Below are 14,122 nucleotides of genomic sequence, written 5' to 3'. Positions count from 1 at the left end.
GACCCCCGAGATCTACACAAGGAGTATCGTCGGCAGCGTCAGATGTGTATAAGAGACAGGTCTGGGGACATGAGGTTCGTAATGGGGGTTCGCTATCCATTCTCCCTTTGTCCCATCGCGGTGGATCTCCCAGGCTCCCTTGATGTGCTTGCGTCGATACCTCCGGCGAAGGCGATCTCCTGCTCACCGCGGTACTTGTTGTCCGGCAGGGTCTGGTTGGCATCGATTCCGCCGGGAGCGTCCACCTCGTACCGGTAATCGCTCAGCCAGTTGGCATGGGGGTCCTTGGTGGTTCCCACGAAGGCCGACGCAAAGGCTACGGGGGTCGTCAGGATCCAGTCCCTTACCCGCCCCCGCGGCGTCATCGGCATGCTGGCCGCACTGTCGGAATGCGTCGCCACATCATCCGTGCGCCGAGCTGCATCGGCCGCGTCATCGGCATGCCGGGCAAGGCCCGCGGAGTCCTTGGCGGCGGTGTGGCTGACGGTTTTGGCGGTGTCTTTGGCGACAGTACTTTCCATACCATGGGCGACGGCCTTGGCGCCGACCTTGCTTACGGCGCCTCCGCCGCCGATGAAATTCGTCGCGAAGGCCCCCATGGCTTCGTTGCGGTCGGTGCCCCACCCCTCGCCGACGAAGCCCTTGACCAGCTCCGTGGGGTGGTTGGCAGTGCGGACCAGGCCACCGGCGACACTGGTGAGGTTGGTGGCGTAGTCGGCCGGGTGGGTCAGATTGTAGGGATCCTGGGGGTTGACCGTGCGGGCCAGGCGCAGCATGGAGGTGCCGGTCTTGACGATGCCGCCCAGCTGGTGCTCCGCCCCGATCAGCTGGCTCTTCACCGTGTTGCCGGTTTCGCTTTTCAGACGGTCCAGACCTTGGGGCTCGGCAGGTGCCGGGAGGGGCACAGCGGTCACCCTGGACACCCAGTACGCGCCAGATCCCCTGAACAGTGCTCCGTCGCCGCTGCCGCCGGTCGCCGCAGTCGGCCCCGTCGGTGGCCACGGCCCCGCGAACTGGGGGCGCATCCACGTCGGTAGGCAGGACTGCGCCAGCACCAGGGCATTCCCCATGCTCCCCGTCGGAACGGGGCCTCTGCCGGCACGGCGCCGCCCGCGCACCGAAGAAGCCGGCCCGAGCCCGACGCCGTCGGCCGATCGAGCCTCCGCCGCGGTTCGAAGACCCACCGCTTGTCGGTGGCATGGCCTATCTTCTAGCCGCATAGGTGGAGGGAGCCTCATGCAAGGCCGTGCACGTGGCGGGGACTGGGACTGGGACTGGGAAGACGAGTACTGCTCCCTGTGTGAGGAGGACGTTCCGCGCCTCGTCGAGGGAACCAGGGTGTGCCACCGATGTCGACGCATGCAGCGACGTATGTGGAGGTACGGCCTCTCGATAGCCAAGTACAACGCCATCTGGCGGGCGCAGGGGTTCCGATGCGCTCTGTGCGGCGACAACTCGGAAGCGTGCGACGGAGGCATCCCGCACGAAGCGCCGTCGATCTGGCAGATCGATCACGACCACACCTGCTGCGGCCCTTCACGCATACGTAAGTGCTGTGTACGCGGGATCCTCTGCAAACCGTGCAACCTCAACCGGCTGCCCGTCTACGAAAAATGGCCCCCGGAATTGCGTGACAGCCCTCGAATCAACGCCTACTTGAGCGCTCCACCGGCCCGCAGCGCCGCGGCCGAAGTCATCAAAGGCCGCGACGACCAGTACCTCCCCACGTCCTGGTCCTTCATCCGGGACGAGGAATACGCCGCACAATCAGCCAGGGCGAATCCGCCGCGCATCACCACGTAATACACCGCACCCGCAGCCGGGACGAGCGGCATCGGCGGTCGAGCAGCAGGTGCACCAGGAGGACGTGACCGCCGCGGCGCGGGGGAGCCCGGCCTCCAGTTCCTCGACGTGCGCGCCGTAGCCCTCGCCCACCGTCTGACCGCCAACCCTCACCGAGCAGCACGAAAGCGGCCCCTCCAACCCCGTGCAGGGGGTGGAGAAGCCGCCTTCGTCCGTCACATCGACGGAACGCCCGGTACGGGTCCGGCGCCCGGCTCTCCGATGTGCCCGCGGCCAAGGAGGCCGGGGCCCGGTGGAGGGGGCCGGAGGCGACCCGCCTCGGACTCAGCCCCGGTAGAAGACCAGCATGCTGCCCGGGTTCTGGGGCTCGCGTTCGCAGTGGACGATCGTGACGTGGTGGCCCACGCCCCTGTCCATCAGCTGCTGGGTCTCCTTCGTGAAGCAGTCCGTCGCAGCGTCGCCCTGCGTGTCGATCGAGGGGAGGTCGGCAGCCTGAGCGGCTCCAACACCGAGGCCGGACAAGGCCAGGATGCCGGCGGCTGCGACTGCTGCGCGCTGGAACTTGCGCATGTTTTCTCTCCTTTACGTGCATACGTGCATACGTGCAGTGGCGTAGCGGTGCGTGTGCGCCTCTGCGGCACACGGGCCCGCTACTCGCGGAGCGCGGCTGGATCGGACCGGCCCCGCGGTCGGCCGGAATCGTGTCCGGCCGTGACGAAGCGTCGCGTTGCGCTTCGCGTCCCTCTCGGGCACTGAAAAGTCGATCACACGAACGGGTGCAGCTCCAAGTGCTCACGGCCCCTGTTACAGGGCTACAACAGGCCAGCCGGAATCGATCCCCTGCCTGCCGATCCGAGGCCGCACCGGAACCCCCTGGAGGTCAACGTCACCCCGAAGTCCTGCCATCGGCGGCGAGCCCCGCCCCGTCTGCCGCCCGCAGGTGCGCCAACGCCGCCTTCAGCGCGTCCTCGGCGGCGACGGCGAGGTCGGGCTCCACGCCGACGCCTTCCCAGTTGGTGCCGGTGACCGGGTTGATGGAGCGAGCGGTGGGAACCGTCACGGTCACGTGCGGGGCGACCGGAATGCGCGCCGTGGGGTGGGCGCCGCCTCGGGTGGTCCGGCCGATCAGGGTGGCGCGCCCCAGCACCTTCAGGTTGTACGCCAGCTCCTCGCCGCCGGAGAAGGTGAGCTCGCTGGTCAGTATGGTGACCGGCCGGTCCAGGTAGCGCGGGGCGGTGAGGTGCCCGAGGGTCCAGTACTGGCGGGTCGACCCGGTGTCCCGCTCGTAGATGTCGTTCAGGTGCACCCCGTCGTCGGCGAAGAAGTAGCTGCACCACAACTGCACGCCCTCCGGTGAGCCGCCCCGGCACTGCCGCAGGTCGATGATCAACGCGGCTGTGGTGCTGAGGAGTTGCATGGCGGCAGCGGTCGCGAGGCCACCCAGATCGGCGGGGGCGATCATGCGCAGGTCGAGATAGCCGATGTTGCCGTCGAGCTGCTCCACCCGCCGGACGCCGTAGTTGCTCTCCCGGGCGTGCTGCGCGAAACGGGCCCGGGCGACACTCTCCGGCTCCTCCTCCAGCGACTGCGGATCCTCGGTCCACAACAACCGCAAGTGCTTATCCGGACAGGCACGCTGAAGGTCCTCCGTGACGCGCTCGCACAACTCCCGCACGTCCAGGCCCCGATACGCCCCTTCGGCCAGCCGACGCCGGATCGCCGCGTCGATGACAGCGGTCTTCTCGGGGAACACGTAACCGGTGGTGATACGGGCCAGCGCCGCTTCGACCATCTCGTGATGCGTTGTCATGCGCGCGATGGTAAGTCCGGGGTGAACGGACGCCCAGCGAATTCCACCGCCGCCTCCCCGGCTTCCGCACCCTCCCGGATCCCCGTCGCGGCAGGAGGCGCCCGCCGTTAGCCGCACCCTTCGGCGGCGAGGAATTTGAACGAGAAGGGCTTGCGCCACCCAGACGTAACTCTTAGCGTTACGACCGGGAGGTGGTTGAACGTGAGCGCGAACAGCAAGCTGACCGTCGCCGCGCACGCCCTGGCGTGGATCGGCCTGTACCAGCGCCGCGGCCACGAGGTGGCCACCTCGGAACAGATCGCCGCGAGCGTCAACACCAATCCGGTCGTCATCCGCCGCCTGCTGGCCGAATTGCGCAAGGCGGGTCTGGCCGACTCCCGGCGCGGCGTGGGGGCGGGGTGGATGCTCTCCCGCGAGCCGACGGCGATCACCCTGCTCGACGTCTACGAAGCCGTCGAGCCGGGACCGCTCTTCGCGCTGCACCGCTCGACACCCAACCCCGAATGCGTGGTGGGCCGGGGAATCGGTCCGGCGATGACCACCGTCTACGACGACGTCGAGACCGCCCTGCGCAAGGAACTCGCGAAGACCACGCTGGAGGATGTCCTTCGGGGCGTACTCAACGCCACCTAGCTCGCTCCCGCCTTCATGGGCTGCTCTTTTCTCTCGGCCCTTAATGTAACCAATCCAGTTACGACAATGATGTGGAGAACCCCATGGGACACCTGGACAACAAGACCGCCCTCGTCACCGGCGCCTCCAGCGGCATCGGCCTGGCGATCGCCCGACGGTTTGCAACCGAGGGCGCGACGGTCTACCTCACCGGCCGCCGCACCACCGAGCTGGAAGCCGCGGCCGCGCAGATCGGCCCCCGAGGCATCGCCATCCAGGGAGACACCTCGAACCTCGACGACCTCAACCGGCTCTACGCCGAAATCTCCGACCGCAGCGGCCGCCTCGACGTCGTCGTCGCCAATGCCGGCGTCGGCGACTACGGCCCGCTCGGCGCGATCACGGAGGAGGAGTACGAACGCACCACCTCCATCAACCTCAAGGGCACGATCTTCACCGTCCAGAAGGCGCTGCCGTTGCTGACGCCCGACGCCTCGGTGATCCTGCTGTCCTCCAGCTCGGCGCTACGCGCCCACCCGGGCCTGGGCGTCTACGCCGCCACCAAAGCCGCGATCCGCAGCCTCGCCCGCACCTGGGCCGCCGAACTGGCCGACCGCGGTATCCGCGTCAACGCCCTCACCCCCGGCCCCATCGAAACCCCCGGCGGCGACGCACTGCGCGCCGCCTTCCCGCACGAGGACGAGGGCGACCGACACGCCACCGCCGAGCCCGCGGTACCGACCCCGCTGGGACGCGCCGGACGCCCCGAAGAAGTCGCCGCAACCGCCCTGTACCTGGCATCGGACCAGAGCACCTTCACCACCGGCGCAGAACTACTCGTCGACGGCGGGGCCATCCAACTCTGAAAACTGTGGGCCGCTCGACTCAAGGGAGTGCGAAGAACCGTCGCACGGCAGTGAGCAGCCGTTGGGTCCCGTCGTCGGTGATCTCGTGCCCGGTCAGCTGGAAGAGACAGTCCGTGCACGTGACCGCGGACGCGGCCCACGTGGCGGCGGCGGACGAGCGGAGTCAGGGGTTCGGCGTACCGCGCGCCCCGGCCCGTGTGCGGTGTCAGGCCGACGTTCCGTGTACGAGAGGTGACGCCGCCCCGTCCGGGGTCGTCCGGGGCGGGGCGGCGTCAAGGGGGGCCGGGTGCGCCGTGGGCGTCAGGGGCGGCTCGTCAGGTAGCCGCCCATGGAGGTGAAGTATTCGGCGGCGGGGAGTTCGCGGCCGTCCTCGGTGCGGACGCCGGTGATGGCCAGGCCGTGGTTGCGGCCCGTGCGGGCGTCGGCGCCGGCGACGATCACCACTCCGTCGCCCTCGCGGTAGAAGACGCGGCCGGGGGTGCCGCCGTACAGGCCCTCGGACACGACGGCGGACAGCACCTCGAGTCGCTTGCCCCTGTGGAAGGTGAAGGCGGCCGGGTAGGGCGCGGACTGGGCGCGGACCAGGCGCTCCAGGTCCTCGGCGGGCCAGTCCCAGTTGATCCGGATGTCCTCTTCGGCCCGCTTGTGGAAGAAGGTGGCCTGGGAGCGGTCCTGCTTGGTGAAGTCGCTCTCGCCCGCGGCGATCCGGTCGAGGGCGCCGATGGTGACCGGGGCGATCAGGTCGACCGTCTTGTGGAACAGGTCGGTGGCGGTGTCCGTCGGACCGACCGCGACCGCCTTCTGGAGGACGATGTCGCCCGCGTCGAGCACCTCGTCCATCAGGTGGCCCGTGACGCCGACCTCGGACTCGCCGTTGATGAGCGCCCAGATCAGCGGAGAGAAGCCGGCGTACTTGGGCAGCAGCGAGTCGTGGACGTTGAGGGTGCCGTGCGGCGGGAGGGTGTAGACGCGCGGCGGGATCCAGGTGCGCCAGTTGTTGGCGACGATGATGTCCGGGTCGGCCTCCTTGAGGAGCTGGAACAGCTCGTCGTCGTCGGGGCGGTTGCGGATGACGACGGGGACGCCGTGCTCCTCCGCGAGCTCGGCCACCGAGTCGCTCCAGATCTTCTCGTAGGCGTGCTCGCTCTTGGGGTGCGTCACGACCATCACGACGTCGTGCTCGGAGTCCAGGAGCGCCTTCAGGGTGCGATGGCCCCAGGTTTGATAACCGAACATGACGACCCGCATCAGGGTTCCTCCTCAGAAGAGCGAAAAGATCAGAGGCAAGTAAAGCAAGGCTTACCTAACATCGCAACGACCTGGATTCTGGGGTCAATTGGCAGGGGGGTGGATGGAATGTCGGCTTCGTCCGGTCGACAGTTCGGTCTAGATCAGGTTAGCTTTACCTAAGTTCCGCTCGGCTGCCGGTCACCGGCGCGCCCGGACTCCCCCTATTTCCCCCTGACAGGGCGCCTGGCAGGCGGCCGTTCCGCACGAATGGGAGTGACATGTCACAGCCTCTTCCTGGCGACGCACCACTGATCCACGACCTGATCGGTATCGGCTTCGGGCCGTCGAACGTTGCCATGGCGATCGCGCTCACCGAACACAACGCGCGCGTCGGAAGGCAGGAGGCGGTCACCGCTCACTTCTTCGAGCAGCAGCCCGGCTTCGGGTGGCACCGCGGAATGCTCATCGACGACGCGACGATGCAGGTCTCCTTCATGAAGGACCTGGTGACGCTGCGGAACCCGACCAGCGAGTACTCCTTCCTCCAGTTCCTGCAGAGCAAGGGCCGCTTGGTCGACTTCGTCAACCACAAGAACCTCTTCCCGCTCCGGGTGGAGTTCCACGAGTACTTCGAGTGGGCCGCGGCCAAGGTCGACGACATGGTCTCGTACGGCCACCGGGTCGTCGCGGTCGAACCCGTCGTGCGCGACGGTGTGGTGGAGTACCTCGACGTGACCGCCCGCTGCGGCGACGAGACCGTCGTCCACCGGGCCCGCAACCTCGTCATCGGCACCGGACTGCGCCCGGTCATGCCGGAGGGCGTGGAGCGCACCGACCGGGTCTGGCACAACTCCGACCTGCTGACGAAGGTCGACGCTCTGGAGGGCGCCGAGCCCACCCGCTTCGTCGTCGTCGGCGCCGGTCAGAGCGCCGCCGAGAACGTCGCCTACCTGCACCGCCGCTTTCCGGACGCCGAGGTGTGCGCCGTCTTCTCCCGCTACGGCTACAGCCCGGCGGACGACAGCAGCTTCGCCAACCGCATCTTCGACCCGCAGGCGGTCGACGACTACTTCAGCGCGCCGGAGGACGTCAAGCACCGGCTGATGGACTACCACGGCAACACCAACTACTCCGTGGTGGACATCGACCTCATCGACGACCTGTACCGGCAGGCGTACCGGGAGAAGGTGCTCGGCGCCGAACGGCTGCGCTTCCTGAACGTCTCGCGCCTCACGGGCGTCAAGGAGACGGCCGAGGGCGTCCAGGCCACGATCAAGTCCCTCGTCACCGGCGAGGAGAGCCTGCTCGACGCCGACGTCGTCGTGTGCGCCACCGGATACCTGCAGGCCGACGGCCTCGGGCTGCTCGGTGAGGTCGCCGAGCGGTGCCACCGCGACGAGCAGGGCCGGGTCGACGTCGGGCGCGACTACCGCGTGGCGACCGACCCCGAACTGCGCTGCGGCATCTACCTCCAGGGCGGAACCGAGCACACCCACGGCATCACCTCCTCCCTGCTGTCCAACACGGCGATACGGGTCGGGGAGATCCTGGACTCGATCGTCGGCGGCGCCCCTGCCGTGTCCGGCGGGCTCCGGCAGGTCGCGGGCGACGCCCGTCAGCCGGCCGCCTAGCCGGTCCGTCTCCCCGGCTGCCGTGGCCGCGGTGGGTACGCGCCGCGGCCACGGCGGCACATGTGTGCCGCAGATCCACGGGAAAGGAACGTCCGTGCCCTCTGGTACCCGTCGCCGCGTCGGCGGTCCGTCCGGTCCTCGGCGCGAGGTCTTCGAGTGACGCATCGTCAGGGCGCGACAATCGGCGCCGACCTGGGCGCGACGGCAGCGGAACGCCCGGCACGCTCCCGGGTCGCGGGGACCCGGCGCCGCCGGGCCGTGGGGCTGGCCGCCGTCACGGTGGTCCTGGTGATCGCCGCGGTGGTCTCTCTCATGGTCGGCGCGCGTGCGCTGAGCCCCGGTGAGGTGTGGCACGGTCTGTTCGCGGCGCCGGGCACCGACCAGAACGGCACCGAGATCAGACTCATCGTGCAGACGGTGCGGCTGCCCCGGACGGTGCTCGCGATCGTGGCCGGTATCGCCCTGGGCGTCGGCGGAGCGCTGATCCAGGGATACACGCGCAACCCCATCGCGGACACCGGTCTGTTGGGGGTGAACGCCGGGGCCTCGTTCACCGTCGTGTCGGTGATCTCGCTCTTCGGGCTCACCGCACCGTTCCAGTACGTCTGGTTCGCCTTCCTGGGGGCCGGGATCGCCGGTGCCGTCGTGTTCGGGCTCGCCAGCATCGGCCGGGGCGCCGGCAATCCGTTGACGCTCGCCCTGGCCGGGCAGGGGGTCACGGTGTTCCTCGCCGCGATGACGACGGCGGTCGCGCTGTCGGACAAGGCGGCGTTGAACGCCCTGCGGTTCTGGAACACCGGCTCGGTGGCCGGTGTCCATTTCGATGTCATCTGGCCGATGACGCTGTTCATCGGCATCGGGCTGGTACTGGCCCTGATCACCCTGCCTTCCCTCAACCTGCTCAACCTGGGGGACGACGTGGCACGGGGACTGGGTGTCAACATGACGCTGATCCGGACCGTCGGCATCGTCGCCATCACGCTGCTGGCGGGCGCGGCCACCGCGGCCTGCGGTCCGATCGCGTTCTTGGGACTGATGGTGGCGCACATCGCCCGGTACCTGACCGGGCCCGACTACCGCTGGCTCGTGCCGTACGCAGGTCTTCTCGGCGCGGTCACCCTTTTGATCTGCGACATCGCGGGGCGCGTGGTGGTGCGACCGGGGGAGTTGGACGCGGGCGTCCTCGTCGCGCTCCTGGGCGCACCGTTCTTCGCGGCCATGGTGTGGCGGGGAAAGTTCAAGAGCGCATGAACGAGACAGTGGTGAAGCGAACGGTGGCGCCGGGGGTCCGGCTCGGCCGGGTGTCCTTCGTATGGCGACCCTGGATCCTGCTGGTCACGCTGGTGCTGACAGCGGCGGCCCTGCTGTTGTTCTGCCTGTCCATCTCGGTGGGGGACTTCCCCATCGGTCTGCCGCGGGTGGTGGCGACGCTCTTCGGCAGGGGCGAGCAGGTCGACGAGTTCGTGGTCATGGATCTGCGCCTGCCGAGGGCCGCGGCGGGACTCGTCGTGGGCGTCGCGCTGGGGATCTCCGGAGCGATCACCCAGTCCGTCGCCCGTAATCCGCTGGCCAGTCCGGACATCCTGGGGATCACCGGGGGCGCCAGCGCGGTGTCGGTGTTCCTGGTGACGGTGTCGGGCGGCGCCGCCGCGGCCATCAGCTCCGTCGGTCTGTCCGTGGCGGCGCTGGCGGGCGGTCTCGGCACGGGGCTGCTGGTGTACTTCCTGGCGTGGCGGAGGGGGGTCGACGGCTTCCGGCTCATCCTCATCGGCATCTCGGTGAGCGCCGTGGCGGAGGCGATCACGACCTGGCTGCTGGCCACCGCGGACATCAAGGACGTGGCGCGGGCCCAGGCGTGGCTGGTGGGCTCGCTGGACAACCGGTCGTGGAACGAGGTCGGCCCGGCCCTGTGGGGCACCCTCGTGCTGATGGCCGCGGTGGCGTGTGTGGCCTTCCAGTTCAAACCGCTGCACTTCGGTGACGACGTGGCCGCGGGCCTGGGCGTGCGGTACTCGCGGGTGCGGGCGGTCCTGCTGCTGTGCGCGGTGCTGCTGGCCGCGATGGCGGTGAGCGCGGCGGGACCGGTCCCGTTCGTGGCCATGGTGGCGCCGCAGGTGGCGATGCGTCTGACGAGGTCGCCGACGCCGCCGATGCCGGCGTCGGCGGCGGTGGGCGCGCTGCTGCTGATCGGCGCCGACCTGGTCGCGCGTACGGCGCTGCCGCTGACCCTGCCGGTCGGTGTCGTGACCGCCGTGATCGGTGGTCCCTTCCTCATCTTCCTTCTGGTGCGGGCCAATCGACGCTAGGTGGTAGAAAGGTTAGGTAAGCCTAAATTAAGGGGGAGTCTTGGCCACTCAGTGCACCACCGGGACCGTGACCGGCGTCGAGTCCGGGACCGGTGCCGCGCCCCGGCTGGAAGCCAGGGGCGTCACGGTCGGATACGGCGAGAGGGCCGTCATCGACGCGTTGGACGTGACGGTTCCGCAGGGGGTGGTGACCACCATCATCGGCCCCAACGGCTGTGGGAAGTCCACCCTGTTGCGGACCCTTTCGCGGCTGCTCAAGCCGGTGAGCGGATCGGTCGTCCTGGACGGTGAGGACATCGGCCGACTCAAGACCAGGGAGGTGGCGAAGAAACTCGGTCTGCTGCCCCAGTCGCCGGTCGCGCCGGAAGGGTTGACGGTGGCCGATCTGGTCGCCCGGGGGCGGCACCCGCACCAGGGCTGGCTGCGGCAGTGGTCGTCGGACGACGCCTCCGTCGTGGAAGGCGCGCTGGAGATGACCGGGGTGGCCGATCTCGCCGACCGCTCCGTCGACACGCTCTCCGGCGGTCAACGGCAGCGCGTCTGGATATCGATGACGCTGGCTCAGGGCACCGATCTGCTGCTGCTCGACGAGCCCACCACCTATCTGGACCTGGCGCACGCCATCGACGTGCTGGACCTGGTCGACGATCTGCACGAGTCGGGCCGCACCGTGGTCATGGTGCTGCACGATCTCAATCTGGCCGCGCGCTACAGCGACAACCTGATCGTGATGAAGGCGGGTTCGGTCCTGGCCCAGGGACACCCGGGTGAGGTGATCACCGCCGAACTGCTGGAGGAGGCGTTCGGGCTGCGGGCCAAGGTGATCGACGATCCGGTGGGTGACCGGCCGCTCATCGTGCCCATCGGCCGTACCCACGCCCCGGGGGTGGACGCCCGGACGGGCAACCCCTCAACTTAGGCTAGGCTAACCTCACTTCTCCTCGTTAGGGTGTGCCTGCCCAGGTGGGCCCGCACGTGACAGCGCGAAAGCAAGGGATCCCGGATGTTCCTCGACCGAACGACACGTATGAAGTCCTGGCGACGGGTGGCGGCGACGGTGTCCGCCGCGGCCCTCGGCGCGGGTCTCCTCGCGGGGTGCGGTTCCGGCGCGGCGGACGAGGGTGCCGCGAACGACGGCGCCAACTCCTCGGCCTCCGCCGGTACGTTCCCGGTCACCGTGGAGCACGCGTTCGGGTCCACCACCATCCCCAAGGCGCCCAAGCGGGTCGTGACCGTGGGCTACACCGACGACCAGGATGTCCTGGCCTTCGGCGTCAAGCCGGTCGGCATGGTCGACCAGTACCCGAACCCGGCGGGCAAGAGCCCCGACATCAACACCCAGTGGCCCTGGGTGAAGGACAAGTGGGGCGGCGCCCGGCCCGAGGTCATCATGAGCAACGGTGACTCCGGGCCCAATTACGAGAAGATCGCCGCCCTGCGGCCGGACCTGATCATCGCGGTGTACTCCGAGATCGACAAGGACGCCTACGACAAGCTCTCCCGGATCGCGCCGACGGTGGGGCGCACCAAGGCCGAGAAGCAGCCGTTCAGCGCCACCTGGCAGGAGAACGCCCAGCACATCGCCAAGGCGCTCGGCAAGCCCGACGAGGGCACGAAGCTGGTCAAGGGCATCCAGGACAAGCTCGCCGCCGTGCGCAAGGAGCATCCGGAGTTCGCCGACCAGACCGCGGTCGCGCTGTCCTGGTACAAGGACGCCGTCGCGCCGTTCACCACCAAGGACGTGCGCGGTCAGCTCCTGAAGGGCATGGGCTTCAAGGGACAGACCGCGATCGACAGGATCGCGGGTGACAAGTTCTACACCCCGCTCTCCGCCGAGCGGATGGACCTCGTCGACGTGGACCGGGTGTTCGCCATCAACGACCGCGCGGACACCGAGGCGTTGAAGAAGTCCGCCCTCTTCACCAACCTCAAGGTCGCCAAGAAGGGCAAGGTCTCGTACCTGCTCGACAGCGAGGGCCCGGCGGCCGGTGCGGCGATGTCGCAGGCCACCTTGCTCTCGCTGCCGTACGCCATCGACCAGCTCGTCAAGTCGGTCGGCTAGGGCATGAGCGCCACGGACACGCGTACCGCCCCGGCGGCCCTGCGTACGACGACCGGACGTGAGGCGGCCCGGTGGATCGCGGCGCACTGCCGCGAGACGCCGTGGCTGACGGCGGCCACCGTGCTCAGCACGGTGGCCGGTGCGGCGCTCCAGATGCTTCCGGTGCTCCTGCTCAGCCGGGTGGTGGACGGGGTGGTCAACGGCGAACCGGGGTCGGCCCTGGTCGTCATCGGGGCCTGGATGGTGGCCGCCGCGCTGCTCGGCGCGGCGGCCACCGCGGTGTCGACCTACCTGATCGGGCGGCTCGGCGCCGACCTGCTCGCCCAGTTGCGGGAAGGCGCCGTCCGGGCCGTGCTGGGCATGCCCAGCACCCGGGTCGAGCGGGTGGGCCGCGGCGATGTGCTCTCCCGGGTCGGCGACGACGTCGCCGTCCTGTCGAAGGGCATCCGCTCGGCCATTCCCACGGTGTTCTCCGCCGGGGTGCTGGTGGCCATCGCCACCGTCGGCATGTTCGGCCTGGACTGGCGGCTCGGGGTGGCGGGCGCCTGTGCGCTGCCCGCCTACGGGCTGGCCCTGCGCTGGTACCTTCCCCGGTCCGCCCCGCTCTACCGGCGGCAGCGGGTGGCCCAGGCCGACCGCGCGCAGGCGCTGATCAGCGGCCTGGACGGGATCGACACGGTGCGGGCCTACGGTCTGGAGGGGGCCTTCCGCGAGAAGGTCTCCGCCGACTCCCGGCGGGTGCGGGATCTCGGCATCGAGGTGTTCCGCCTCTTCGGCCGGTTCGTCGGTCGGGAGAACCGTGCGGAGTTCATCGGCCTGGTCCTGATCCTCCTGGTGGGCTTCTGCCTGCTGGAGACCGGCTCCGCCACTCTCGGCGCGGTGTCCGCGGCTCCGTTGGTCTTCCACCGCCTTTTCACTCCGCTGGGCGCCATCATGTTCACCTTCGACGAGGCGCAGAAGTCGGGCGCGAGCCTGACCCGGCTCGTCGGCGTGCTGTCGGAGTCCGAGGCGGAACGCCTGGTGGGCGACGTGCCGACCGGGTCGGCGGACGACGCCGCGTACCCGGTGACGGTGGAAGGGCTCACTTTCTCCTACCCCGGGGCCGAGGAGCCGGTCCTGCGGGAGGTCAGCCTGACGATTCCGGCGGGCGGGTCGCTGGCGCTGGTGGGCGCGACGGGCGCGGGCAAGTCGACCCTGGCCGCGCTCATCGCCGGTATCGGGACCCCGCAGGCCGGTTCGGTGCGGGTCGGGGCGGTCGATCTGGCCGATCTGGACGAGGCCGGGGCGCGGGCGCTGGTCAGCATCCTGACGCAGGAGACGCATGTCTTCTCCGGCCCGCTCGCGGACGATCTGCGGCTGGCGGCACCGGAGGCGACCGACTCCCAACTGCGGGACGCCCTGCGCACCGTGGGCGCCGAGGAGTGGGTCGAGGCGCTGCCGGACGGGCTGCGGACCGCGGTCGGGGAGGGCGGTGAGCGGTTGGACGGGACGAAGGTCGCCCATATCGCCCTGGCCCGGCTGGTGTTGGGCCGTGCCCCGGTGGTGGTGCTCGACGAGTCGACGGCGGAGGCGGGCAGTGAAGGCGCGGCCGAGCTGGAGCGGGCCGTGCTGGCCGCATGCGCCGGGCGGACCACGCTGTTCGTGGCGCACCGGCTCACCCAGGCGGTGGCCGCCGACCGGATCGCCGTGCTGGACGCCGGCCGTGTGGTGGAACAGGGCACGCACGACGAACTGGTGGCCCTCGACGGCCGTTACGCGCGTCTCTGGCGGGCCTGGCGAGAAGGTAGTTAGGTAACCCTAAT

Annotated in this window: 13 protein-coding genes; 9 read left to right on the top strand and 4 right to left on the bottom strand. The window is 69.5% G+C overall.

From position 1 onward, the window contains the following. Positions 1-92 precede the first annotated feature (92 nt). Entirely contained in the window at positions 93-914 is an 822-nt protein-coding gene (locus IF23_RS0128915) for a scabin-related ADP-ribosyltransferase (protein ID WP_157848099.1), read from the bottom strand. 445 nt (positions 915-1,359) lie between these two features. Between IF23_RS0128915 and IF23_RS34245 the strand changes: the two genes are divergently transcribed. Then, the gene (locus IF23_RS34245; RefSeq protein WP_157848098.1) at positions 1,360-1,803 is read left to right on the top strand and encodes an endonuclease domain-containing protein; all 444 of its coding nucleotides are present in this window, start codon (positions 1,360-1,362) and stop codon (positions 1,801-1,803) included. A 324-nt stretch (positions 1,804-2,127) separates the two neighbouring features. Here IF23_RS34245 and IF23_RS0128905 read toward each other — a convergent pair whose 3' ends face one another. After that, positions 2,128-2,373: a hypothetical protein gene (locus tag IF23_RS0128905; protein ID WP_030288891.1), complete on the bottom strand. Its 246-nt coding sequence runs from the start codon at positions 2,371-2,373 to the stop codon at positions 2,128-2,130. A 316-nt stretch (positions 2,374-2,689) separates the two neighbouring features. After that, entirely contained in the window at positions 2,690-3,613 is a 924-nt protein-coding gene (locus tag IF23_RS0128900; RefSeq protein WP_030288889.1) for a S41 family peptidase, read from the bottom strand. A gap of 201 nt (positions 3,614-3,814) precedes the next feature. On the opposite strand from IF23_RS0128900, the gene IF23_RS0128895 reads away from it, so the two are divergent. Together IF23_RS0128895 and IF23_RS0128890 are read left to right on the top strand one after the other, a co-directional pair. After that, on the top strand, positions 3,815-4,246 hold the full coding sequence (locus IF23_RS0128895; RefSeq protein ID WP_030288887.1) for an Rrf2 family transcriptional regulator: 432 nt from the start codon (positions 3,815-3,817) through the stop codon (positions 4,244-4,246). 83 nt (positions 4,247-4,329) lie between these two features. Continuing rightward, complete coding sequence (locus IF23_RS0128890; RefSeq protein ID WP_030288885.1) at positions 4,330-5,091, top strand: SDR family NAD(P)-dependent oxidoreductase; 762 nt, start codon at positions 4,330-4,332, stop codon at positions 5,089-5,091. A 300-nt stretch (positions 5,092-5,391) separates the two neighbouring features. Here the strand turns inward: IF23_RS0128890 and IF23_RS0128885 are convergent, their stop codons facing one another. Then, on the bottom strand, positions 5,392-6,339 hold the full coding sequence (locus IF23_RS0128885; RefSeq protein ID WP_030288883.1) for a methionyl-tRNA formyltransferase: 948 nt from the start codon (positions 6,337-6,339) through the stop codon (positions 5,392-5,394). A gap of 260 nt (positions 6,340-6,599) precedes the next feature. Here IF23_RS0128885 and IF23_RS0128880 point away from each other — a divergent pair, with 260 nt between their 5' ends. The 6 genes from IF23_RS0128880 (at position 6,600) to IF23_RS0128855 (ending at position 14,111) form a co-directional block, all read left to right on the top strand. Continuing rightward, on the top strand, positions 6,600-7,952 hold the full coding sequence (locus tag IF23_RS0128880; protein ID WP_030288881.1) for a lysine N(6)-hydroxylase/L-ornithine N(5)-oxygenase family protein: 1,353 nt from the start codon (positions 6,600-6,602) through the stop codon (positions 7,950-7,952). A 192-nt stretch (positions 7,953-8,144) separates the two neighbouring features. After that, positions 8,145-9,203, top strand: a complete 1,059-nt coding sequence (locus IF23_RS0128875) for a FecCD family ABC transporter permease (RefSeq protein ID WP_051739961.1) — start codon at positions 8,145-8,147, stop codon at positions 9,201-9,203. Next, positions 9,200-10,258 carry a FecCD family ABC transporter permease gene (locus IF23_RS0128870; RefSeq protein ID WP_030288877.1) on the top strand — a complete coding sequence of 353 codons (1,059 nt, stop codon included), beginning with the start codon at positions 9,200-9,202 and terminating at the stop codon, positions 10,256-10,258. The genes IF23_RS0128875 and IF23_RS0128870 overlap by 4 nt, the downstream gene beginning before the upstream one ends. Positions 10,259-10,298: 40 nt before the next feature. Next, complete coding sequence (locus tag IF23_RS0128865) at positions 10,299-11,177, top strand: ABC transporter ATP-binding protein (RefSeq protein ID WP_030288875.1); 879 nt, start codon at positions 10,299-10,301, stop codon at positions 11,175-11,177. A gap of 84 nt (positions 11,178-11,261) precedes the next feature. Continuing rightward, positions 11,262-12,320: an iron-siderophore ABC transporter substrate-binding protein gene (locus tag IF23_RS0128860; RefSeq protein WP_030288872.1), complete on the top strand. Its 1,059-nt coding sequence runs from the start codon at positions 11,262-11,264 to the stop codon at positions 12,318-12,320. 3 nt (positions 12,321-12,323) lie between these two features. Continuing rightward, a complete protein-coding gene (locus IF23_RS0128855) occupies positions 12,324-14,111 on the top strand; it encodes an ABC transporter ATP-binding protein (protein ID WP_030288870.1) in 1,788 nt (595 codons plus the stop codon). Positions 14,112-14,122 lie beyond the last annotated feature (11 nt).

The sequence above is a fragment of the Streptomyces catenulae genome, assembly GCF_000718015.1.
Classification (GTDB): Bacteria; Actinomycetota; Actinomycetes; order Streptomycetales; family Streptomycetaceae; genus Streptomyces; species Streptomyces catenulae.
This window is presented reverse-complemented; position numbering and strand designations above follow the sequence as displayed.

Excerpts from the sequence above, each read along its gene's own strand:
- IF23_RS34245 (WP_157848098.1), top strand. The coding sequence starts at position 1,360 with ATGCAGCGACGTATGTGGAGGTACGGCCTCTCGATAGCCAAGTACAAC.
- IF23_RS0128905 (WP_030288891.1), bottom strand. The coding sequence starts at position 2,373 with ATGCGCAAGTTCCAGCGCGCAGCAGTCGCAGCCGCCGGCATCCTGGCC.
- IF23_RS0128900 (WP_030288889.1), bottom strand. The coding sequence starts at position 3,613 with ATGACAACGCATCACGAGATGGTCGAAGCGGCGCTGGCCCGTATCACC.
- IF23_RS0128890 (WP_030288885.1), top strand. The coding sequence starts at position 4,330 with ATGGGACACCTGGACAACAAGACCGCCCTCGTCACCGGCGCCTCCAGC.
- IF23_RS0128885 (WP_030288883.1), bottom strand. The coding sequence starts at position 6,339 with ATGCGGGTCGTCATGTTCGGTTATCAAACCTGGGGCCATCGCACCCTG.
- IF23_RS0128880 (WP_030288881.1), top strand. The coding sequence starts at position 6,600 with ATGTCACAGCCTCTTCCTGGCGACGCACCACTGATCCACGACCTGATC.
- IF23_RS0128870 (WP_030288877.1), top strand. The coding sequence starts at position 9,200 with ATGAACGAGACAGTGGTGAAGCGAACGGTGGCGCCGGGGGTCCGGCTC.
- IF23_RS0128860 (WP_030288872.1), top strand. The coding sequence starts at position 11,262 with ATGTTCCTCGACCGAACGACACGTATGAAGTCCTGGCGACGGGTGGCG.
- IF23_RS0128855 (WP_030288870.1), top strand. The coding sequence starts at position 12,324 with ATGAGCGCCACGGACACGCGTACCGCCCCGGCGGCCCTGCGTACGACG.